Genomic DNA, 21,899 nt, shown 5'->3' with positions numbered 1-21,899 from the left:
CAGCGATGATTGGTTTCGCGAAGGATAAGCTCATGACCACGGATTACCAGCAAACCTATTATGAAACCACGGCCGACATCACAACCTATCCCGCCCAATCGGGTCGTGTGGATGCTCAAGTGTGTATTCTCGGCGGCGGCCTGGCGGGCCTGTCGACCGCACTCGGGTTGGCCGAGCGTGGCATCAATGACGTTGTTGTTCTGGAGTCCCATCGCATCGGTCATGGTGCTTCGGGTCGTAATGGCGGCTTCGTGTTCGGCGGCTACAGCCTGGGAAACGCTGACCTTCTCGCCACCCTTGGCGCTCAAGAGGCGCAACGCCTTTACCGGCTGACGCTGGATGCCGTTGAGTTAATCCGTCATCGGGTCAAACAGTACGGGATCGATTGTGACCTGGTTGACAAGGGGGTGATTCTCGCCAATTGGTTCAACGACCCGTCAAGACTTGAAGCACCGCAAAAACTGATGCGCGAGGTCTACGGGGTAGATTGGGCATACATGCCGCCAGGCCAGCTGAAAGAGCGACTCAAGACTGAGCGTTATTTCGGCGGCCTGCTGGAGCGCAACGCTTTCCACTTTCATCCGCTCAAGTACGTGTACGGCATTGCTCGCACTGTGGCGGGATTGGGTGTGCGTATCCACGAGCAATCATCGGCCCTGGTCATCGAGAAGCGTGGAAATAAATATGTGGTGAAAACCGAGGGCGGGGAAGTGCATGCCGAGCATGTCATCTTTTCCTGTGGCGGATACGCGCGCGGCGTCTATCGTCCTGTCGAACGTGCCGTGTTACCCATTGCCACCTATGTGGTTGCAACCGAACCTCTCGGCGCTCGCTTGAAAGAGGCTATTGATTGTGAATCCGCCATCTACGACACCCGGTTCGCGTTTGATTACTACCGCCCGCTGCGCGACAGCAGGATTCTATGGGGAGGGCGGATTTCGGTGCTCAATCGCAGCCCGGAGGCGATCGCCAGCCTGCTCAAGGCAGATCTTTTAAACGTATTTCCCCAGCTGGACGGTGTAGACATCCAATATTCCTGGGGCGGGTTGATGAGTTATGGCCGGCATCAAATGGCCCAGATCGGCCAGGATGAAGCCGGCGTCTGGCACGCCGTTGGTTTTGGTGGTCATGGCATGGCGCCCACGACCGTGGCGGGCGAGGTTCTGGCTGACGCTATCGCCAAGTCGATTCCGATTCCCGACGGTTTCCGCCAGTTCGGGTTGACCCGCACTTTTGGCCTGGCCGGTCTGGTCGCCGCGCAAATGACCTATACCGCCTGCCAGGCGCGAGATGCTTTCGACGCGCTGCGCCTTAACAAGTAAGGGCAACGAGAGCGCATTGGTCAGTGTGCTTTCTTCAGGCCTTTCAAACGCACATTCGCCCTTTGCACAGCGGCCATTTTTTCGGGCCGCTTCATGCGTTTCCACTTCCTGATGTCTTCTTTGCTGCGTCCGCAGCTCACGCACAGATCGCCGCTCAACTGGCAAACCGAAATGCATGGATTTTCGATTTCTTTGGCCATCTTCAAAAACCCTTGGTCACGCGTGATTGCGCAAGACGCCTTTGCCAATCGCCACCATGGGTGCGCTGGCACTCCTCTTCAGAGTCGAATCGGACAGTGAGATCCGAAGGCTTCACATCGATGTTTGCCTCGATCAGCGCGATAGCCGTCAGCTCGAAAATTCGCGCTTTCGCACTGGACTGGGCGAGCTGTTTATCGGTCAACGTTTCGAATACCCAAGTCACTTTCAGCGTTTGCGCCAGGGCGCTCAAGTCAGCGGTGTGGGTGAGCCAGGCAAAGCCTTTGATTTCGCCTTTTGCCGTCTCGCAGGCATCGGTGAGTGTTGTCACTAAACGGCGCTCGATCCGCGCGAGTTCACGTTTGCCCAGAGGCATGGCCGGCTCCTTTGGAAAAAAAGGGAGGTACTTTGCACTGTCTGCAGGGAGAAAGCAGCAAAAGGCGTCAATGAGCGACTTTTCCTTACGACAGTGAAATTGTGTTGAAAGGTTATCGAAAGCTCTAGCATCGCTTCAGGTCGATTTGACACGTCGCAATCCTGTAGCGCCAGACATACAAGACTTGCGTAATATCGCCTTGGAAGGTGGTGGTGAAATCACCACTGCTTTGCTCGGCGGGCACATTCAGGTCAGCAGTACCGACGTTTTCGAGTCCATGCCCTATGTCCTGCGCGGTGAAGTGTGCCTACTTGCGGTGTTCTCGGAAAGCCGCCTGGATACGCCTGAAATGAAAGACATCCCGACTGCCAGGGAGCAGGGCTACGACATCGTCTGTCCGGTTGTTCGAGGTTTTTACCTTGGGCCAAAAGTGAGTGACGAAACGTACGCTTGGTGGAAAGACACCTTCGATAAGCAGCTGACTTCGGAAACCTTCGCCACACTTCGTAGCGAACGTAAGTTGCTGCCCTTTGCCTTGACCGGTGAGGAGCTGGATAAGTACGTGAAGCAGCAGATAGTGAATTACAGGCTACTGGTCAAAGAAATTGCCCTGCCTCAGTAATTGACCATGGTCAGTGCTACTAGCTGCCCAAGCCAGGGTTTTGGGAGAGGTCTATGCGTATTCTGATCGCCGAAGACCATCTGAATTGATCTGAAGTTATCGCCCAGGCCTTGAGAAACAAGGGATTGAACGTAGGTCGCCGACAAGGCATTTGCACGGCGTGCCGTATTCGATAATTGCCCACTTGATGAGGCTCCGTTCGAATATCAGTTTGGCTTGCTAAAGCATCCAGTAGAACATCAGCGATCTGTTGCGTTCTGGAAGAATGGCTGCTTTTGGCCAGAGTGTGTAAAAACGCGATTCAATGCCCGCGGCTACTGCGAATCAACTCATAAGCCCGACGCACCAGAGGATTAAGCGTATTGGGTCGAATCCACAGGTGGTAGGTGACGTCCGGCAGACGGGGCAAACCATCACTTTCACCCAGCACCCGCATATCCGGGCCTAACATTTCCATGCTTCTGGCAGTGACGCCAAGACCTGCACGCGTCGCCGCCTTGATGCCAATCAGGTTCGACGCCAGATAAGCCTGGCGCCAAGGAATGTTGGCGCGCTCGAGGGCCTCAAGAGCATATCGTCGATAGATGCTGGGCTCATCCACCAGGATCAACGGCAAAGGCTCGCTGGGGTTATGAAGAAACTGCGCAGAGCAAATCCACCATACCGGCGAGGTGCGCAAGGCAAAACCTTCCAGATTGGGGTCTTCGCGAGTGGAAATTACCATGTCGACCTTGCCCCGGTGCAGGTCGTCCATGAGAAACGGGCTGCGGCCGACGTCGATTTCCAGGCGCAAACGCGGAGCCGAGCGCGCGATATGACTGAGAATCGGTGGCAGGATGGTGTCGGCGATGTCATGGGGTGAGCCAATGCGCAGTACGCCGCTCAAACTGCTTTCGCGCAAGGAGTTAAGCGCGTCATCGTTGAGCGAAAGCATCTGCCGTGCATGGCGTAGCAACTGCTGCCCGGCTTCCGTGAGCTGCTTTTGCCGCCCGCGTTTTTCGAACAGGCTGACCCCGACCTGGTGCTCCAGGCGTTGCATGTGCTGAGTGACCGACGATTGTGTGCGGGCCAGTTGCACGCCGGCCTCTGCAAAGCTGTGGTGATCGACTACGGCAATGAAGGTACGCAGTAATTCGAGATCGAGGGTCGACATGGCGGCTGCTTTTTATATCAAGGGTGTGAACATAAACATTACATATTTTTATGTATTCGGAGAAATTGATTTTTCTGGAACCTCGCAGAGACCGATAAACGCGGGCTTATTAGCGTTTATCTAAAAAATGACAGCGCCTGAGTTATAACGATATTAGATATTTGTATTTCCGTTACCTCGGCGCTGTACGCAGGATGCCCACTCATCAGATCGGGACTTTGCCGATCATTCTTGAGAGGAAATCCATGTTATTCGAGCGCGCACCTATAAAACGTTTATTGCCCGTGATGTTGGGCGCCTTGATCTCACTGGCCTCCGGTACCGCCGCCCGGGCTGACGCGACGCTGGATAAGATCGAGCAGCGTCATGTGTTGGTGGTCGGTGTGCTGTTGTCAGGCGGCCCCTTTGGCGGCATTGATCCTGCCACACAGAAACCGCGCGGTTTGAACGTCGAACTCGCGCAGGAGCTGGGTCGCCAGTTGGGGGCTGAAGTGCAACTGGTGCCGGTGTTGCCGGCCAACCGCGTGCAGTTTCTGCAACAGGGCAAAGTGGATTTACTGATCGCCAATATGGAGTGGACGGCAGAACGCGGCGAGATCCTCGGTTTTGTACCGACACCGTTTTACCGGGTCGGCGGCACCGCCGCAGTGCTCAAGGACAGCAAGATCACTCGTTGGGAAGACCTCAAAGGGCAACCGGTCTGCACCTCGCAGGGTAGCAGTTACATCAAGCCACTCACCGAGTTGGGCGTTGAGTTGAAGGCGTTCAAAAGTTCGTCCGAGTCTTTGTTGGCACTGCGTGGCAACAACTGTGTCGCGGCGGTACATGACGCCACACTGATCAATCCGTTAATCGCCGACAACACCGAATGGCAAGGCTATCGGGCTATCAGTCCGGAGCTCAATCCGGCGCCGTCGGTGATCTGGACGCGCCGTGGTGAAAGCGACACCCAGGCCAGGCTCGACCCGATCGTCAAGGAACTGCACCGCAGCGGCTGGTTGATCGAAGCCCAGACCCGCAACCACATCACCCCCGCGTCACCTGCGCTGGTCGAGTTGCAAAAGCAGTTCCAGGCCAATGGCGCCTGATTCACCTCATCGTATTCAATACGCCGCCGCATCGCGCGACGGCTATCCAAGGTAGTCGCGCATGAACCGTCATTTTTCCGCTAAAAACCTGACCTCACTGTGCCTGGCCAGCGTTGTTGCATTGGGCGCAAGCCTGGCCCGGGCCGATGCCACGCTGGACAAGATCGAGCAGCGCCACGCCATCAGTGTCGGGGTGATTCTTAGTGGCCCACCATTTGGCACCATCGATCCGAAGACTGGCGAGCATTTAGGCTACAACGTCGAATTGGCGAAGGGTGTGGCCAAGGCGCTGGGCGTCGAGGCCAACACCGTTTCGGTGCTCGCGCCGAACCGCGTACAGTTTTTGCAGCAAGGCAAGGTCGACATCCTGATCGCCAACATGCAGTTCACCGAAGAGCGCGGCGAGATACTCGATTATGTGCCCACGCCTTACGAGGAGGTAGGCGGGGCGGCTTTGATTCGCAAAGGCTCGGGCATTACCCAGTGGGCCGACCTCAAGGGCAAGCCGGTATGCGTATCCCAGGGCAGTAACTTCATCAAGCCGTTACAGGAAACCTACGGTGCGCAGATCAAGGCGTTCCGCAGTCAGTCCGAGTCGCTGCTGTCGCTGCGCGGCAATGGTTGCGTGGCGGCGGTGCATGTCAGCCCGACCATGCATGCTCTATTGAGCGATGCCGAATGGGCTGGGTATGAAATTCCGCTGCCAGGTGATCTGATCCCGTCCAACTCGGTGATCTGGTTGCGCAAGGGCGAGCACGATACCCAGGCGAAACTGGATGCCATTGTGCGTGACTGGCACCGCAGCGGCTGGCTGATCGAACTCGGCGAGCGTACGGGAATGGCACCATCCGCGGCCTTGCGTGACTTGCACGAGCAATATCGCAATGCTGCGCCGCTGGCGGTGCAGCGATGAGTCGACCGTTGTTTGTAACCCTGCAACAACTGCTCGGCGCCAGCCATGTGCAGAGCAGCGAAGAAGCCGCGCCGTACCTGACCGACAAGCAAGGGCGTTACGTGGGGCAGGTGGTTGCCGTCGTGCACCCGGCGAACACCGAAGAGGTCGCAGCTGTGGTTCGTGCCTGTGTCGCTTGCGATACGCCGATAGTGGTGCAGGGTGGCAACACCGGGTTGATGGGCGGCGCCACACCGGACACCAGCGGCCGAGCTGTTTTGCTTTTGCTGGATCGCCTGAATCGGGTGCGTGTGGTGGACGCCGACAACGACACGCTGACCGTCGAGGCCGGCTGCATCCTGCAAAACGTGCAGGACGTCGCCCGTGAGGTTGGTCGGCTGTTTCCCCTGAGTCTTGGCTCCGAAGGCAGTTGCACCATCGGCGGCAATCTCGGCACCAATGCCGGCGGCACTGCAGTGTTGCGCTACGGCAATGCCCGCGACCTGACGCTGGGGCTGGAAGTGGTGACCGCCGAGGGTGAAATCTGGAATGGCCTGCGCGGTTTACGCAAGGACAATACTGGCTACGACTTGCGCGACCTGTACATCGGCAGCGAAGGCACCCTCGGGATTATTACCGCCGCGACCCTCAAATTGTTCCCCTTACCCAAGGCGCAAGCCACCGCGTTGTTGGCCTTTGATTCGCTGTCGCAGGCGGTGCAATTCCTGTCCCATGCCCGCGCGGGTTTCGGCGCCAGCCTCACCGCTTTCGAGCTGCTCAGTGACGTTTGCCTGGCGTTGTTGCGCGAGCAATTTCCCGAGGGGCCGCAACCTTTTCTCGGCGTAAGCCAGCCCTGGTTCGCTCTGCTGGAACTGTCGGACAACCATGGTGAGAGTCACGCCCGCGAAGCGTTTGAAACAGTGCTCGGCGAAGCATTTGAAAGGAACTTGCTCGCCAATGCATTGATCGCCGAAAGCCTCGCGCAAAGCGAAGCACTGTGGCTGTTGCGAGAAAACATGAGCGAGGCGCAAAAGCGAGCCGGCCGCAACATGAAGCACGACATCTCGGTGCCGATTTCCCGGATCGTGGATTTTGTCGCCCACACTGACGCGCTGTTGCAGCTTCATTTCCCCGGTGTTCGTCATTACACCTTCGGCCATCTGGGCGATGGCAACCTGCATTACAACGTCGTTCACCCCCTGGATTCGACGGCCGAAACGCACATGGCCCATTACGCGACGTTGAGCCGGCTGGTGCATGACAGTGCGCATGCACACGGTGGTTCCATCAGTGCCGAACACGGTATCGGCCAGCGCAAACTGGACATGCTCGGGCGCTACAAAAGTGCGGTGGAACTCGATCTGATGCGCCGCATCAAGCAGGCCCTGGATCCGCGCAATCTGCTCAATCCGGGCAAAGTATTACAGGAGGTTCGGTCATGACATTGCGCCTGTCCCAACGCGTGCAGCGCGTCTCGCTGTCGGCCAATGCCGCCGCCAAGTCCCACGCCACCGAGTTGCGCGAGGCCGGTCACGACATTCTCGACCTGACCACCGGAGAGCCGGATTTCGACACGCCCGAGCACATCAAGCAGGCTGCTTATACCGCCATTGCCGCCGGTGCCACCAAGTACACGCCGACGCCGGGCGTGAAAGCCTTGCGGGTTGCCGTGCAGCGCAAGCTCCAGCGCGAAAATCACCTGGACTATCCGTTGCCCTCCATCGTGATTGCCAACGGGGCCAAGCAGATTATTTTCAACGCCTTCGCCGCGACCCTCGACGAGGGCGATGAAGTGCTGGTGCCCACGCCTTACTGGCCGTCGTTTCCGGACAGCGTGCGATTCAACGGTGGCGAGCCAGTATTCATCGAATGCGGGCTGGCCCAGGGCTGCAAGCTCACGGCACAACAGCTTGAACAGCACATCGGCGAGCGCACGCGCTGGCTGATCCTCAACGGCCCCGGAAATCCTAGCGGCGCGGTGTACAGCGAGGTCGAGTTGCAAGCGATATCCGAGGTGCTGCGCCGTCATCCACAGGTGCTGATTCTGTTGGATGAACTCTATGAACACATCCGTTTTGACGGTCAACCTGCACAGAACCTGCTCAATGTTGCACCGGATCTGCAATCGCGTTGCCTGTTAGTGGCTGGTGTCTCAAAGACGTATGCCATGACCGGTTGGCGCATCGGTTTCGGTGCCGGGCCGCAGGTGCTGACCAGCGCGATGGCCGTCGTGCAATCGCAATCGACTTCCGGAGCGTCCTCGGTGGGGCAAGCCGCTGCATTGGCAGCCTTCGATGGCGGGCTGGATTTCCTGCCCGAGCAGGTCGCGGCCTATCAACAGCGTCGGGATTTGCTGGTGAGCGCCTTGCGCGACGTCGACGGCCTTGAGGTGCTTGAGCCACAGGGTGGCTTCTTTCTGTTTGTCCGCTGCGCTGGTTTGCTGGGGCGATATCGTCCGGACGGTGCGCGCCTCGACAGCGATGACGATGTCGTGGCGTATTTGCTGGAGGAGGGTGTGGCCGGGGTGGCAGGCAGTGCTTATGGCTTGTCGCCGTGGTTTCGGCTGTCCATCGCCACCGCGACCGAGAGCATCGCTGAAGCCGGACGTCGCATCGCCCGGGCGTGCGCGCTCTTGCGGGGTGAAGCATGAGTCATGGGTTGGAGCTTTTCGTCCACTGGGCTGCCGGGCTCGGTCTGAACTACAACTTCCTGCTGGACGCCTATCAACGCGGCACCATGGTGCAGGGTGCGTTGACCACGATGTGGTTGTGTCTGTTCACGATCCTCGGCAGTTTGCTCACCGGGCTCGGACTGGCGGCGATGCTGACGTCGGGCAATCCCTGGTTGGCGAAACCGGCACGTGTGTTCGTCGAAGTCACCCGCAACACACCGACCCTGGTGCAGCTGTATTGCGCGTTCCTCGTCTTGAACATGCTGCTCACTCAAGCCGTGGGTGCGGCGAACCCACTGACGCCGTTCGCCTGGGTGGTGATCGTGATTTCGTTGCACAAGGGCGCTTTCCATGCCGAGGCCCTGCGCGCCGGTATCGAGGCGGTACCGGCGGTGACGCTGGAGGCGGCCAGTTCGCTCGCATTGAGCAGCCGCCAGTTGCTATGGAACGTGCAACTGCCGCTGGCCGTGCGCTTCGCTTTGCCGTCGCTGATCAACAACCTGATCGACCTGGTGAAGATGACTGCCGTCGCCTCGGCGATTGCCGTCGGCGACATCACCTACGCGTCGATCATGATCTGGACGCAGAGCGATAACGTGCTGGAACTGATGATTCTGATCCTGAGCTTTTTCGGTCTGCTGAGTTTTATCGTCAATTGTATGGGGCGTTACCTTGAAGCGCGCCTGAGGATGCCCGGCTATGGCCATTGAATCGTCCGTCACCCCATCGGTGGCCTGGTCGCGTCGGCATGCCGGCAAACTGTTGCTGTTGGTCGGCGCCGGGCTCTGGTTGCTCTGGTTCACCCCGCAAAGCCCGGTATTGAAGGCGTTGCTGCAATGGTCGCCAGCCCTGGCCGCCGGCTTTGGCCAGAACATTCTGATCAGTCTGCTCGCGATCGCATTGGGTTCGCTGCTGGGGTTGCTGGTGGGGGCGCTTGCGTTATCGCCGCTGCGCCTGCTGCGTTTGCCGGCACGGATCTGGGTGCAGATTTTCCGCAACGCTCCGTGGCTGGTGCTGATCTATTTCACCACCTACGTGTTTCCGTTCGAGATCCACGTCGGCAGCGCTTACGTCTCGTTTCCGGACTGGGTCAAGGTGACGATCGGCCTGGCCTTGCCGGCGAGTGCCAACGTCGCGGAGATCTTCCGTGGTGCCATTGCGTCGATCCCCGGCACACAATGGGAGGCCTCGCGCTCGCTGGCGTTTACCCGGGGGCAGATTTTCCGCTCGATCATCCTGCCGCAGTGCTTCAAGCGCATGTTGCCGCCGTGGATGAACCTGTATGCGGTGATCACCATGGGCACCGCGCTGGCCTCTCTGGTGGGGGTGCATGACGTGATCGACACCGCGCAGATAGCCAGCAACACCGTGAACATGACCGGTTTCACCGTGGTGATCTACCTGAGCCTGCTGGTGCTGTTCTTCGCTTACTGCTACCCGATTTCCCGCCTCACCCAACGCCTGGAGCGACGTTATGCCTTCTATTGAAACTGTCGCCGAGCCGCTGGTGAGCCTGCGCGATCTGCACCTGTCGTTTGGCAGCAACCCGGTGCTCAAAGGCATCGACCTCGACGTGCACCGGGGGCAAGCGGTGTCGATCATCGGCCCGTCCGGCTCCGGCAAGTCGACCATCCTGCGCTGCATCACCGGGCTGTTGCAGCCCCAGCGTGGCAGCATCCGCGTCGGCTCTACCGAGGTTCACACGCTGCTGCAGGAAGCCCAGCGCATCGAACTGCGCAAACGCGTGGGGTTTGTGTTTCAGCAGTACAACCTGTTCCCGCATCTGTCGGTGCTGGAGAATCTGGTGATTGCACCGCGCAAGGTGTTGCGGCGTAGCCGTGCCGATGCGGAAAAACAAGCGCGTGCCTTGCTGGCCAAAGTGCGCATGGAGCACAAGGCCGATGCTTATCCGGGACAACTGTCCGGTGGTCAGCAACAGCGGGTGGCGATTGCCCGTGCACTGGCGATGCGCCCGGAGCTGATTCTTTTCGATGAGGTGACCTCGGCACTCGACCCGGAAACCGTCGGCGAGGTGCTGACCGTGATTCGCGAGTTGACCGAAGAGGGCATGACTTGCGTGCTAGTCACCCACGAGATGCGTTTCGCCGAAGAAATCAGCGACATCGTCTACTTCACCGAAAACGGTGTGATCGTCGAGCACGGTAGCGCCGCGCAGATTTTTCAGAATCCGGCCAGCGAACGCACCCAGGCGTTTCTGCGCCATGCCATGGGCGATCCGGGGCGCCGTCCCTCTGTCGCCAACGATCCTTATCTGCTGACCAATCTGGGCCGCTACAGCCTGTCCGTCTAAAACCGAGGAGCCTGTTCATGAGTACCGAAAACCGTGCCGCTGTCATCGAGGATTTCCTGAAGAAAATCCGCGTCATCAACCAACGGGGTGTCGACCGCGCCGCGCTGGAGGAAATCGTTGCCCAGCTCGAAGCCCTGGCCGAGCGCCGTGATCTGTTCAATTTCGACGAGTTCCCGGCGCCGGTGCCGGGGCAGGGCAGTACTGCGTTTCGCTACCGGCTTAACGACGACGGCGACACGCCAACGCTGTACCTGAACTCGCTGTTACCGGGTAAAAGTACGATCCCGCACAACCACGAGACCTGGGCGATCATCAGTGCCGTCGAAGGGCAGGAGATCAACTACGTCTACCGCCGTGACGATGAAGGTCGCGAGCCGGGTTTCACCACCTTGCATCTGCAAAAGGAAGTGATCGTGCAGCCAGGCACGTCGATCTCGTTTTTGGGAGAAGACCTGCACGGCATTCGTGTCGAAGGCGAGCAGGCGACTCTGCATTTTCATCTCTATGGTCTGCCGCTGGAGTCGCTCAATGGCCGTTACGGCGTCGAGGCCGACGGACGCATTCTCAATTACAACGCCTCGCAAATGGCGCCGTCGATCAAGGCCTACCCATGATCGATCTGTATTACTGGCCTACCGGCAATGGTTTGAAGATCGGCATCCTGCTCGAAGAGCTCGGGCTGGAGTACCGCATGGTGCCGATCAACATCCGCGAGGGCGAACAGAAGCAGGCGGCGTTTCAACGGATCAGCGCCAATGGGCGAATTCCGGCGATTGTCGACCAATCGCCTGAGGGGTTGAGCGAGCCGCTGAGCCTGTTCGAGTCCGGCGCCATTCTCAATTACCTGGCCAACAAGGTGGGTCGTTTTCTACCTCCGGCTGGCAGTGTCGAGCGACACAAAGTCCAGGAGTGGCTGTTCTGGCAGGTGGGGCATATCACGCCGTACCTGAGCCAGTTGCAGCTGTTCAAGGAGAAGGCCCCGGAACCGATTCCATTCGCTTTGGATTTGCTGAATGCCGAAGCAACGCGGTTGTACCGGATACTGGAAACGCGCCTGGCTGAAGTGCCGCATGTAGCGGGTGAATACTCCATCGCCGACATGGCGATTTTCCCGTGGATTCAGCCGCAGCGACAGGGACAGGCGCTGGAAGACTTCCCGCACATCCGTGCGTGGCGAGAACGCCTCAAGGCACGTCCTGCCATTCAGCGTGCGTATGCGAAGGGCCGCGAAGTGGCGGCCAATGAACGCGCTCTGGCGCTTCAATAATTTTCTTTCGAGCGGAATCCCCATGAGCCAGACCGTAACCCCAGGGCAATTGCAGCAGTGGCTGTTCGACGGGCAGGAAGTCGCCCTGTTTGATGTGCGCGAGCATGGCCAGTATGGCGAAGCCCATCTGTTTTTCGGAGTCAATCTGCCCTACAGCCGACTGGAGCTGGAGGTTCGGCGACTGGCGCCCAACCCTCAGGTGCGACTGGTGATCCATGACCAGAACGGTGGCGATGTTGCCGAGCGCGCTGCGCAGCGTCTTTACGCATTGGGGTATGAGCGTGTACACGCACTCGAGGGCGGTGCCGATGGCTGGCAGGCCGCCGGTTATCAGCTGTTTGCCGGCGTGCATGTACCGTCCAAGGCTTTTGGCGAGTTGGTCGAAGAGGTCAGTCACACGCCGCATGTCACCGCACAACAACTGGCTGAATGGCAAACCCGAGGCGAGCCTTTGGTGGTGCTCGACGGCCGACCGTTCGATGAATACCGCAAGATGACCATTCCCGGTTCCGTGTGCTGTCCGAACGGCGAACTGGGGTATCGCATTCATGATCTGGTGCCGGACGGCAGAACGCCGATCGTGGTCAATTGCGCAGGTCGAACACGCAGTATTATCGGCGCTCAGACCCTGATCAACCTGGGTGTGAAAAACCCGGTTTACGCCCTGGAAAACGGCACGCAGGGCTGGTATCTGGAAGATTTCCTGCTGGAGCATGGCAGCACCCGTCGCTATGCCGATGAGGTGTCGCCGAAAACCTTGCCGCAACAGCGTCTCGCGGCGGCACAACTCGCTGAACGGGCAGGGGTGAAAACTGTTGTGGCCGCGCAGGTCGAGCAGTGGGCCGGGGAGGCCACACGCAGCCTGTTTCTATGCGATGTGCGGACCGCCGAGGAGTTTGCCGCCGGCAGCCTGCCGGGTGCGCAACACACACCAGGTGGGCAGTTAATTCAATCCACCGATCTGTACATTGGCGTGCGCCAGGCGCGGCTGGTGTTGATCGACAGCGATGGCGTGCGCGCGCCGATCGTTGCCAGTTGGCTTCGGCAGCTGGGACATGAAGCTTATGTGCTGGCAGGAGGGGTGAGTAGTGGTCTGGCGTTGCCCGCAAACGATGTGATCGCCCACGAGGCGCTGCCATTGATCACTGCGCAGGCACTGTCTGATGTATTGAAAGATGAGGCCGTCACGCTGATCGATCTGCGTCCGAGCATGACCTACCGTAAAGGCCACATTGCGGGTTCGCGCTGGTCGATCCGCTCATTGCTCGCACAACACGTGGAGGGTGAGCAGCGACCGCTGGTGCTGTTGGCCGATGATGCGCAACTGGCCGCGTTCGCTGCACAGGAATTGCCCGAAGCCCAGCGTGCGCAAGTACGTCTGCTGGACGGCGGGCTCGATGCCTGGCGTGCAGCGGGTTTCTCCGTGCAGGAAACCCCGGACATTCCATCCAATGATCAATGCATTGATTTTCTGTTCTTTACCCATGACCGCCACTCCGGCAACAAGGACGCGGCGCGTCAATACCTGGCGTGGGAGATCGGTTTGCTGGCGCAGATGAGCGACGACGAAATCGCCAGCCTCAAACCGTTGCAGGGTCAAGTACATCAGGACTCGCAGGTGCGTACGCGCCTGGTGCATTCGGCGCGGGCCCAGGGTGTCGGCGGCCGCGCAGTCAATGTACCGGTCACTCGCTTGAGCACCGTGCTGTTCGACAACCTGGCACAAATGCGTGACGCCCGTGCTCGCCGTGATAGTGAGCGTGTGCTGAGTTATGGGGCGCGCGGCAATCCAACGGCGTTTGCCCTCGAGGACCTGGTCACCGAACTGGAGGGCGGTTATCGCACTCGCTTGTTCGGAACCGGGCTGGCAGCGGTCGCACAGACGTTTCTCGCTTACCTGCGGCCCGGCGATCATGTGCTGATCACCGATGCGGTATACGCGCCTGTGCGGCGACTGGCACGGGAGTTTCTTCAACCCTTCGGTATTCAGGTCAGCTATTTCGTCCCGGACGGCCGTGACCTGGAAGCTCTACTGCAAGCCAACACCAAAATGGTCTACACCGAAGTGCCAGGCTCTTTGTTGTATGAGCTGTGCGACCTGCCGGCCATTGCTGCCCTGTGTAAACCGCAAGGTATCCTGCTCGCCGTCGACAATACCTGGGGCTCCGGTTACCTGTACCGGCCGCTGACGCTCGGCGCAGACATCTCGATCATGGCACTGACTAAATACCTGAGCGGCCACAGTGATGTGGTCATGGGTAGTGTCTGCACCCGCGAAGAGGTGTGGCCGGCACTCGCGTCCATGAGCGACAACTTTGGAGCAACCGTCAGCCCTGACGACGCCTATCTGGTACTGCGCGGCGCACGAACGCTGGCGCCACGACTGGAGGTGCATGAACGTCAGGCTCTGGAAGTCGCCCATTGGTTGCAAGCGCAACCGCAGGTGAAACGGGTGTTCCATCCGGCCTTACCCGATCATCCCAATCATGCCTTGTGGCGGCGGGATTTCACTGGCAGCAATGGCTTGCTGTCCTTTGAGTTGAATGAAGCGGACACCGCGTATGTCGAGCGCTTCATTGATGCGCTGCAGCTGTTCGGGTTGGGTGCTTCCTGGGGCGGTTTTGAAAGTCTGATTACCGTGGCCGATACCCAAGACCGCAACAGTGCGGCGGATCGCTCATTGAACCCAGTGTTGCGCTTGCACATCGGGCTGGAAGATGTCGCAGAGTTGATTGAGGATCTGCAGCGCGGGTTTGCGGTTTTGGGAGATGGCTAAGGTCGAGTCATTTGATGTGCTTTCACACAGTAAAGCTAACTCTAAGGTAGCGCTTTCGAGCTCATACGCCTGATGCTTTCGTAACATTGTACGGAGTGCTGAGGGTCTCTGTTATAGGTAACCCACATCACTCAATGCTCATGGGCATGTGAATGGATCGTCAGGGCCCCCGGTACCTTGGTGCGTTCAAGCCCCCCACGGGCCAGCCACCGGAGGGTCTGCTCATAGGCACGCTGCAGCAAAGATTCGGTCTGGTCAAAGTTGAACACCGAGACATCCACCGGGCACAAGGGCGGGACGATATGCAGGCTGGTGAGCGTGCGGAAGTGTTCGATGTCGCTCACCAGTTGGCGCATGCTCATCAGGTTGACGGTATGCAGGGCCAGGGCGATCAGGCCGCGGGGCGGTTGTGATAGGGCACAACTCATTCCAGTGGGGACGACCACGACGTTGGTGGCGCCCAGGGCAACGGCCGTTGAAATGGGTGTATTGCTTGCCACGCCACCGTCAATCAGGAACTGATCGGCAATTTGTACGCTGGGGAATACCAACGGGATGGCTGCGCTGGCCAGAAGCGCCTGGCCGAGTTCACCACTGGACAGAACGGTCTCGGCACCACTGAGCAGGTCGGTGGTGACGATGTACAGGGGCAGCACCGCATCCTCGATGCGATGAATGGGCAGTGCCCGACCCAGCAATCGGTTCAAGGCCGCCGGCTGCAACAGAAAGCCACGCCGTTTGATCAGTCCTCTACAGGTATCGAGCCAGGACAGGGGGAAGATGTCAGTTTTACTCAGCCCACGCCAGAATCCGGCGAGCGCCTCGACGCCATCGGCATCGGGCCTCGCGGCAAAGTAGGCTCCGTTGATAGCGCCTACCGAAGCGCCAACCACCATATCGAACCGCACATTGGCCTCGACCAGGGCCCGCAACATGCCCACCTGGACAGCACCCAAACTGCCGCCGCCTGCGAATACGATTGCAGTTTTGGTCACCATGCTCGAAGTCTCTGTGCAGCCATGCGTCGCATCAGTGTAGTTGACGGATTAACGCCATTTACCAGGGCTCTTGTGCATTCATGCCAGGCGTTTCTGATGGTTCCTGGCGCCACACCTCAATTTTTCAAACCCCTCAAAGCATCGTTCAATGGCAGAATCGCCTCAATTTGATCGTTTTGGAGAACACCATGCTTCGTGCGTTTGAACGAAGACTCGACCCCTTTCCTCCCGACGAGGGACCACCGCCACCCAGCGGCCTGGCTCGGTTCCTGTGGGCCTGTACGCGGGGCGCTCGCGGTTACATTCTTGCTTTTGCGCTGCTCAGTGCCAGTGTGTCGATTTACGAAGCCTGGCTGTTTTCCTTCCTCGGCCAGGTCGTGGACCTGCTCTCGACCTGGCAGGCGGGCGGTGAAGCGGCCGCCCAGGAAAGTCGCGTGTTGTGGGGCATGGGCATCATCATGGTGACCAGCGTCGGTCTGGTGGCGTTGCGCACCATGGTGCAGCACCAGATATTGGCGATTAACTTGCCGTTGCGTCTGCGCTGGGACTTCCATCGCCTGATGCTGCGGCAAAGCCTTTCGTTTTTTTCCGATGAATTTTCCGGCCGGGTCACTACCAAGGTGATGCAGACGGCGCTAGCGGTGCGCGACCTGCTATTCACCCTGATCGAGATCGCACCCGGTATCGGGGTGTATTTCATTGCGATCATCGCACTGGCCGGCGGCTTCGCCTTGAAACTGATGCTGCCTTTCGTTGCCTGGGTTGTGTTGTTCGGGCTGGCCATGTGGTACTTCGTGCCCCGCCTGGGGAAAGTCGGGCAGGAACAGGCCAATGCGCGGTCGATGATGACCGGACGTATCTCGGACGCCTACACCAACATCACGACGGTGAAACTGTTCTCCCACTCCAATCGTGAAGCGCACTTCGCGCGTGCGGCGATGGAGGACTTCAAGCAAACCGGCTTTCGCCAGATGCGCCTGGTCAGCCAGTTCGAGATCGTGAACCAGGCGTTGGTGGTGGCGTTGATCATGGCAGCAGGGGGCTATGCCCTGTGGCTATGGCACCAGGGTGAGGTCGGCGCAGGTGCCGTGGCGGCCATCACCGCCATGGCGCTGCGTATCAATGGCATGTCGCACTGGATCATGTGGCAAATGACCTCGCTGTTCGAGAGCATCGGCACCGTGCAGGATGGCATGGCAACGCTTACCCGCGGCCCAAAGGTGCAGGATGCGCCGGACGCGGGCGTCCTGGTGACCTCCGGCGGCGCCGTAACCTTCGATAAGGTGCGCTTCAACTACAATGGCGAACGCCAGGTGCTCGATGGCCTGAGCCTGAGCATTCGTCCGGGCGAAAAAATCGGCCTGGTTGGCCGCTCCGGCGCCGGCAAATCCACGCTGATCAACTTGCTGCTGCGCTTTTATGACGTCGACAGCGGGGAGATTCGCATCGACGGCCAAAACATCGCACACGTGACGCAAGACAGCCTGCGCGGCGCCATCGGCATGGTCACGCAGGATACCTCCCTGCTGCACCGCTCCATTCGCGACAACATCGCCTACGGCCGTCCCGATGCGACCGACGCGCAAATCCGCAGCGCCGCGGCCAATGCCCAGGCCGATGAGTTCATCAGCCAACTGAGCGACCGGCAAGGCCACACCGGCTACGACACCCTGGTGGGCGAGCGCGGTATCAAGCTGTCGGGCGGCCAGCGCCAACGCGTCGCGATTGCCCGGGTGATGCTCAAGAACGCCCCGATCCTGCTGCTTGACGAGGCCACCAGCGCGCTGGATTCGGAAGTCGAAGTGGCCATTCAGGAAAGCCTCGATGAAATGATGCAGGGCAAGACGGTGATCGCCATCGCCCATCGTTTGTCCACGATTGCGGCGATGGACCGGCTCATCGTCATGGATGACGGACGCATCATCGAACAGGGTACGCACTCTGAATTGCTCGCGAAGAACGGCATCTATGCGCGGCTGTGGCAGCATCAAAGCGGCGGGTTCCTGGGTGAGGACCAGGGCGTGGTCGAGGCTATGGATCAGGTGTGAGCGTGAAGGGTGTGCAGGAGGGGGCAGTGGCACTCACCATAGAGAAGCTGACATCCAGCCAAGCGATCGCGCAGCTTATCGGTGACTTACGGTGTGAGAGGCCCCTTCCGGCCCATAAGAGAATGCAATGGGCGCTCAATAGTCTTCTGGCCTCATCCCGGGCAGGGAAGCAGGTGCCATAGTCGCCTCGCCGGACGCAGCCCAATCAGATCGCCCCTGGACGGTTGATGAGGTGAATGCGATCTGCTCCAAACCGGGGAGCGTTTCTGGGGGGATAGGGAACTGCTCATTGATCAAGGAGAGATGATCCAGTGCTTCACGAAACAGGGCTTCTGCCTTCCCTCGAAGTTGTAAGTAGTGAAGGAACATTTCGCTGTCAAGATCGGGTCGATCCAGCAAGTCGATGGCTGATCGATTGAGGGTATTCGCGGCTTCGAACAGTTTTTCATTCTGCTCCATCGCCAAACGGCGGCAAGCCATGAGGTGGGTAGTGGTGTGCTGGGAGTACATGGTCACCTCCGAATTCAATCGAACAACCATGCCGAGCCTCGGGTGAGGTAGGCCGCCGGAGATTGTTGATCTCGTGATAGAGGTAGGACCGCCTGCGCGCTGAGGCATATCAAAGAATTTTTGTTCAAAAAATCGATTGTTTGTGAGGGGGTGCAAGCCCAAAAAATCCATTTTTTTGAACTGTTTGTTTCATTTTCAAACGAGTAAAAAGCAAGGGCAGAGCGCCGACTTTGGTGTCGGCGCTCTGCGTTTTACGCCTTACGCTTGAACCACCGGGATGTTGGCGTTCGCCGCCGCTTCACGGAACTCGGCGATCTGGTCGAAAGACAGGTAGCGGTAGACATCGGCCGCCATGCTGTCGATCTTGCCAGCGTATTCCATGTACTCCTCGACGGTCGGCAGGCGACCCAGGATGGAGGCCACGGATGCCAGCTCGGCCGAGGCCAGGTAGACGTTAGTGGCGTCGCCCAGACGGTTCGGGAAGTTACGGGTCGAGGTCGAGACCACGGTCGATCCGGTCTGCACACGTGCCTGGTTACCCATGCACAGCGAGCAGCCTGGCATTTCCATGCGCGCACCGGCCTTGTCGTAGATGCCGTAGTAGCCCTCTTCGGTCAGCTGGTGAGCGTCCATCTTGGTTGGCGGGGCCAGCCACAGACGGGTTGGCAGCTCACCCTTGACCTGATCCAGCAACTTGCCCGCAGCGCGGAAGTGACCGATGTTGGTCATGCACGAACCGATGAACACTTCGTCGATGCTCTGGCCTTGAACGGTCGACAGCAGGCGCGCGTCGTCCGGGTCGTTTGGCGCGCAGAGCACAGGTTCCTTGATCTCGGCCAGGTCGATCTCGATGATCTCGGCGTATTCGGCGTCTTTGTCCGCTTCCAGCAGTTCAGGGTTGGCCAGCCAGGCTTCCATCGCTTGGGCGCGACGTTCCAGGGTGCGGGCATCGCCGTAGCCTACGCTGATCATCCAGCGCAGCAGGGTGATGTTCGAGCGCAAGTATTCGGCAATGGCCTTTTCCGGCAGCTTGATGGTGCAGCCCGCTGCGGAGCGTTCGGCCGAGGCGTCGGACAGTTCGAAGGCTTGTTCGACGGTCAGGTCGTCCAGGCCTTCGATTTCCAGGATGCGCCCGGAGAAGGCGTTGATCTTGCCTTTCTTTTCGACGGTCAGCAGGCCTTGCTGGATCGCGTAGTAAGGGATGGCATGCACCAGGTCGCGCAGGGTGATACCCGGTTGCAGCTTACCCTTGAAGCGCACCAGCACCGATTCCGGCATGTCCAGCGGCATGACACCGGTGGCGGCGGCGAACGCAACCAGGCCGGAACCGGCCGGGAACGAGATACCGATCGGAAAACGGGTGTGGGAGTCACCACCGGTACCGACGGTGTCCGGCAGCAGCATGCGGTTGAGCCACGAGTGGATGATGCCGTCGCCAACCTTCAACGAAACGCCGCCGCGGTTGCGCATGAAGTCCGGCAGGGTGTGATGGGTTTTTACATCCACCGGTTTCGGATAGGCCGCGGTGTGGCAGAAGGACTGCATCACCAATTCGGCAGAGAATCCCAGGCACGCCAGATCCTTGAGTTCGTCACGGGTCATCGGCCCGGTGGTGTCCTGGGAGCCGACGGTGGTCATCTTCGGTTCGCAGTAGGTGCCCGGACGAACGCCGGTCACGCCGCAAGCCTTGCCGACCATTTTCTGCGCCAGGGTGAAACCCTTGGTGCTTTGAGCCGGTGCTTCAGGCTTCTTGAACAGGTCCGAAGGCGCCAGACCCAGTTCGGCACGGGCCTTCTCGGTCAGGCCACGGCCGATGATCAGCGGAATACGGCCGCCAGCACGCACTTCGTCCAGCAGCACCGGGGTCTTCATTTCGAAGGTGGTCAGGACTTCGTCGGTGCCGTGCTTGCAGACCTTGCCGGCGTGCGGATAGACGTCGATCACGTCGCCCATGTGCAGGTTGGACACATCGAACTCGATGGGCAGTGCGCCGGCATCTTCCATGGTGTTGTAGAAGATCGGGGCGATCTTGTTGCCGAAGCAGAAACCGCCGGCGCGTTTGTTCGGTACGTACGGGATGTCGTCGCCGAAGAACCACAGCACCGAGTTGGTCGCCGATTTACGCGACGAACCGGTACCGACCACGTCGCCAACGTAGGCCACCGGGAAGCCTTGGGCTTTGACTTTTTCGATCTGCTTGAGCGGGCCAATGGCGCCAGGTTGCTCAGGCAGGATGCCGTCACGGGCCATTTTCAGCATGGCCAGGGCGTGCAGCGGGATGTCCGGGCGCGACCAGGCGTCCGGGGCAGGGGACAGGTCATCGGTGTTGGTTTCGCCTGGCACCTTGAACACGCTCAGGCTGTACTTTTCTTCGATAGCCGGGCGGGCGGTGAACCACTCGCCGTCAGCCCAGGATTGCAGTACGCCTTTGGCGTGAGCGTTGCCGTTCCTGGCTTTTTCAGCCACGTCGTGGAAGGCATCGAACATCAGCAGGGTGTGTTTGAGTTGTTCGGCGGCAACGGCGGCCAGTTCGGCGTCGTCCAGCAGCTCAACCAGGGTGGCGATGTTATAGCCGCCTTGCATGGTGCCCAACAGCTCTACAGCGCGCTGCTTGTTGATCAGGGGGGATTTGGCTTCGCCTTTGGCGATAGCAGACAGGAAGCCGGCCTTGACATAGGCCGCTTCGTCCACGCCTGGCGGAACGCGATGGGTAATCAGGTCAACGAGGAATGCTTCTTCGCCAGCCGGGGGATTTTTCAGCAGCTCGACCAGGCCTGCGGTTTGTTCGGCGTTCAGCGCGAGGGGCGGCAGGCCTTCCTCGGCGCGCTCGTGGACGTGTTGGGCATAGGCTTGGAGCACGGCGATCTCCTGCGGGTAGTGCGCTGGGTAATAGGCACGCGAATTGGGGTAGCGGGACAGTTCGTTACCAGGAAAAAGCAGGAGCAGGGTTTCGGTTTCCGAGGGTGACCACCCGTGGTATCACCGAAAAGAACCTGCTCCTGCAAACCTGTAAGAATCTTTTATTGTTGACACATTGTTGTTTCGAGGCGAAATCTAAAAAGATAAATCGGCAAATGCAACAAGATTGTCGACACATCGTTGTTTTTTGTTCATTGAAATTCGGAGGAGCACCTGACGGGCTCCCCTCGAGAAGGTATTGATAATGGCGAGATAGACGGCTGGATCGGTCTGCGGCAAGTGAATGGGTTCCCCGTAGGAGCAAAGCTTGCTCGCGATGGCGCCAGGTCAGTCAATCATGGACCGCCTGATACGCCGCCATCGCGAGCAAGCTTTGCTCCTACAGGGATCGATCCTCAGTCCAGCAACCCGAGTGTCCGTGCGATTGCGACCGCTTCGGTACGGCCACCGGCACCGAGTTTGGTATTGATCTTGCGCAGGTGTGATTTCACGGTGAGCTGGGAGAGAAACCAGTAATCAGGAAGCATAAGTCCTGACGGACCGGGCCTTTATGTTGCTGCTCAAACTGCGTCACATCACACGACGTCATAGTTTCAACAATCAGCTGTCACCGGTAGAGTTTGAAAAGGTTATTTTTTCTTCTGGCTAAAGTTTTGGCTGCGTAGAACCGCTTATATATGTGAATTCAATATTCATTGTCGTATATGGACGCGGTCGAGCTGGTAAATATCTGATTAGTTTTTTTGTT

Annotated in this window: 19 protein-coding genes and 1 pseudogene; 13 read left to right on the top strand and 7 right to left on the bottom strand. The window is 59.1% G+C overall.

The window, feature by feature from the left end; genetic code table 11:
* Positions 1 to 32 precede the first annotated feature (32 nt).
* Positions 33 to 1,322: an NAD(P)/FAD-dependent oxidoreductase gene (locus tag LAB08_RS14650; RefSeq protein ID WP_096511481.1), complete on the top strand. Its 1,290-nt coding sequence runs from the start codon at positions 33 to 35 to the stop codon at positions 1,320 to 1,322.
* 20 nt (positions 1,323 to 1,342) lie between these two features.
* Here the strand turns inward: LAB08_RS14650 and LAB08_RS14645 are convergent, their stop codons facing one another.
* Entirely contained in the window at positions 1,343 to 1,522 is a 180-nt protein-coding gene (locus LAB08_RS14645) for a DUF1289 domain-containing protein (protein ID WP_096511483.1), read from the bottom strand.
* A gap of 2 nt (positions 1,523 to 1,524) precedes the next feature.
* Positions 1,525 to 1,896 (bottom strand): hypothetical protein, encoded by a 372-nt coding sequence (locus LAB08_RS14640; RefSeq protein ID WP_096511485.1) that lies wholly within the window; start codon positions 1,894 to 1,896, stop codon positions 1,525 to 1,527.
* A gap of 178 nt (positions 1,897 to 2,074) precedes the next feature.
* On the opposite strand from LAB08_RS14640, the pseudogene LAB08_RS14635 reads away from it, so the two are divergent.
* Positions 2,075 to 2,518: pseudogene (locus tag LAB08_RS14635) on the top strand (tripartite tricarboxylate transporter substrate-binding protein); the annotation flags it as partial.
* Between the two features lie 301 nt (positions 2,519 to 2,819).
* Here LAB08_RS14635 and LAB08_RS14630 read toward each other — a convergent pair.
* Positions 2,820 to 3,671, bottom strand: coding sequence for a LysR substrate-binding domain-containing protein (locus LAB08_RS14630; RefSeq protein WP_096511489.1), 852 nt, complete (start codon positions 3,669 to 3,671; stop codon positions 2,820 to 2,822).
* 245 nt (positions 3,672 to 3,916) lie between these two features.
* Here LAB08_RS14630 and LAB08_RS14625 point away from each other — a divergent pair, with 245 nt between their 5' ends.
* The 10 genes from LAB08_RS14625 to metC all read left to right on the top strand — a co-directional run bounded on the left by LAB08_RS14625 (position 3,917) and on the right by metC (position 14,676).
* On the top strand, positions 3,917 to 4,759 hold the full coding sequence (locus LAB08_RS14625; RefSeq protein ID WP_096511491.1) for a transporter substrate-binding domain-containing protein: 843 nt from the start codon (positions 3,917 to 3,919) through the stop codon (positions 4,757 to 4,759).
* Positions 4,760 to 4,820: 61 nt separating this feature from the next.
* Positions 4,821 to 5,672, top strand: a complete 852-nt coding sequence (locus LAB08_RS14620) for a transporter substrate-binding domain-containing protein (protein ID WP_096511493.1) — start codon at positions 4,821 to 4,823, stop codon at positions 5,670 to 5,672.
* Positions 5,669 to 7,093, top strand: a complete 1,425-nt coding sequence (locus tag LAB08_RS14615; RefSeq protein WP_096511495.1) for an FAD-binding oxidoreductase — start codon at positions 5,669 to 5,671, stop codon at positions 7,091 to 7,093. The genes LAB08_RS14620 and LAB08_RS14615 overlap by 4 nt, the downstream gene beginning before the upstream one ends.
* Positions 7,090 to 8,301 (top strand): aminotransferase class I/II-fold pyridoxal phosphate-dependent enzyme, encoded by a 1,212-nt coding sequence (locus tag LAB08_RS14610; protein ID WP_096511497.1) that lies wholly within the window; start codon positions 7,090 to 7,092, stop codon positions 8,299 to 8,301. The genes LAB08_RS14615 and LAB08_RS14610 overlap by 4 nt, the downstream gene beginning before the upstream one ends.
* The gene (locus LAB08_RS14605; RefSeq protein WP_096511499.1) at positions 8,298 to 9,032 is read left to right on the top strand and encodes an amino acid ABC transporter permease; all 735 of its coding nucleotides are present in this window, start codon (positions 8,298 to 8,300) and stop codon (positions 9,030 to 9,032) included. The genes LAB08_RS14610 and LAB08_RS14605 overlap by 4 nt, the downstream gene beginning before the upstream one ends.
* Positions 9,022 to 9,810, top strand: a complete 789-nt coding sequence (locus LAB08_RS14600; RefSeq protein ID WP_096511501.1) for an amino acid ABC transporter permease — start codon at positions 9,022 to 9,024, stop codon at positions 9,808 to 9,810. Before LAB08_RS14605 ends, LAB08_RS14600 begins: the two co-directional genes overlap by 11 nt.
* Complete coding sequence (locus LAB08_RS14595; RefSeq protein ID WP_096511503.1) at positions 9,797 to 10,633, top strand: amino acid ABC transporter ATP-binding protein; 837 nt, start codon at positions 9,797 to 9,799, stop codon at positions 10,631 to 10,633. The genes LAB08_RS14600 and LAB08_RS14595 overlap by 14 nt, the downstream gene beginning before the upstream one ends.
* A gap of 17 nt (positions 10,634 to 10,650) precedes the next feature.
* Positions 10,651 to 11,247, top strand: coding sequence for a cysteine dioxygenase family protein (locus LAB08_RS14590; protein WP_096511505.1), 597 nt, complete (start codon positions 10,651 to 10,653; stop codon positions 11,245 to 11,247).
* A complete protein-coding gene (locus tag LAB08_RS14585) occupies positions 11,244 to 11,900 on the top strand; it encodes a glutathione S-transferase family protein (protein ID WP_096511507.1) in 657 nt (218 codons plus the stop codon). Before LAB08_RS14590 ends, LAB08_RS14585 begins: the two co-directional genes overlap by 4 nt.
* 22 nt (positions 11,901 to 11,922) lie before the next feature.
* On the top strand, positions 11,923 to 14,676 hold the full coding sequence (gene metC, locus LAB08_RS14580) for a cystathionine beta-lyase (RefSeq protein WP_096511509.1): 2,754 nt from the start codon (positions 11,923 to 11,925) through the stop codon (positions 14,674 to 14,676).
* 131 nt (positions 14,677 to 14,807) lie between these two features.
* Here metC and LAB08_RS14575 read toward each other — a convergent pair whose 3' ends face one another.
* The gene (locus LAB08_RS14575) at positions 14,808 to 15,674 is read right to left on the bottom strand and encodes a patatin-like phospholipase family protein (protein WP_096511511.1); all 867 of its coding nucleotides are present in this window, start codon (positions 15,672 to 15,674) and stop codon (positions 14,808 to 14,810) included.
* Between the two features lie 188 nt (positions 15,675 to 15,862).
* On the opposite strand from LAB08_RS14575, the gene LAB08_RS14570 reads away from it, so the two are divergent.
* Entirely contained in the window at positions 15,863 to 17,722 is a 1,860-nt protein-coding gene (locus LAB08_RS14570; RefSeq protein WP_096515387.1) for an ABC transporter ATP-binding protein, read from the top strand.
* Between the two features lie 135 nt (positions 17,723 to 17,857).
* Here the strand turns inward: LAB08_RS14570 and LAB08_RS14565 are convergent, their stop codons facing one another.
* From LAB08_RS14565 to LAB08_RS14555, 3 genes are all read right to left on the bottom strand, one after another.
* Positions 17,858 to 18,232: a hypothetical protein gene (locus LAB08_RS14565; RefSeq protein WP_157755700.1), complete on the bottom strand. Its 375-nt coding sequence runs from the start codon at positions 18,230 to 18,232 to the stop codon at positions 17,858 to 17,860.
* A 258-nt stretch (positions 18,233 to 18,490) separates the two neighbouring features.
* A complete protein-coding gene (gene acnB, locus LAB08_RS14560) occupies positions 18,491 to 21,091 on the bottom strand; it encodes a bifunctional aconitate hydratase 2/2-methylisocitrate dehydratase (RefSeq protein WP_096511515.1) in 2,601 nt (866 codons plus the stop codon).
* Between the two features lie 455 nt (positions 21,092 to 21,546).
* Complete coding sequence (locus LAB08_RS14555) at positions 21,547 to 21,678, bottom strand: helix-turn-helix transcriptional regulator (RefSeq protein ID WP_157755701.1); 132 nt, start codon at positions 21,676 to 21,678, stop codon at positions 21,547 to 21,549.
* Positions 21,679 to 21,899: the final 221 nt, after the last annotated feature.

This window comes from Pseudomonas izuensis, assembly GCF_002356535.2.
Lineage (GTDB): Bacteria > Pseudomonadota > Gammaproteobacteria > Pseudomonadales > Pseudomonadaceae > Aquipseudomonas > Aquipseudomonas izuensis.
This window is presented reverse-complemented; position numbering and strand designations above follow the sequence as displayed.